Below are 508 nucleotides of genomic sequence, written 5' to 3' on the forward strand. Positions count from 1 at the left end.
GGACGGGATCGGACGGGACCGGCGCCGCGCTGCGCCGGGCCGTCCAGGCCGGGTTGCCCCCGCCCGTTCCCGGGCGGGGGCGCCCGGCCTAGCTGGAGTAGACCTCGAACTCGCTGAGCTGACCGGCGGGCCAGCCGGTGTTGCCGGTGACGGTCAGCCGCAGGTACCGCTGGCTGGTCGCCGCGAAGGTCACGGTGACCGTGTTGCCGCTGGCCGGATTGAAGGTGTAGCCGGCGGACGCCTTCAGGGTCGTGAACGACGAGCCGTCGGTGGAGCCGAGCACCGACAGCGTCTGGGTGCGGGTCTGCCAGGCGGATGCCGGCGGCAGCTTCAGCACGACCCGGGACACCGACCGGGGGGTGCCCAGGTCCACGGTCACCGACTGCGGGAACGCGTTGTTGGCGCTCTCCCAGTAGGTGGTCGCGTTGCCGTCCACCACGTTGGGCGCGGCGTACACGTCCGAGTGGCTGGTCTCGGTGACCGGTCGTCCGGCCGCCAGGTTCCCGGT

Annotated in this window: 1 protein-coding gene; it reads right to left on the bottom strand. The window is 72.8% G+C overall.

The window, feature by feature from the left end; translation table 11 throughout:
* Nucleotides 1–88: 88 nt before the first annotated feature.
* On the bottom strand, nucleotides 89–508 hold a 420-nt coding region (locus DKT68_RS18550; RefSeq protein WP_201749090.1), incomplete at its 5' end, for a galactose-binding domain-containing protein.

It is taken from the genome of Micromonospora acroterricola, assembly GCF_003172955.1.
GTDB classification, from domain to species: Bacteria; Actinomycetota; Actinomycetes; order Mycobacteriales; family Micromonosporaceae; genus Micromonospora; species Micromonospora acroterricola.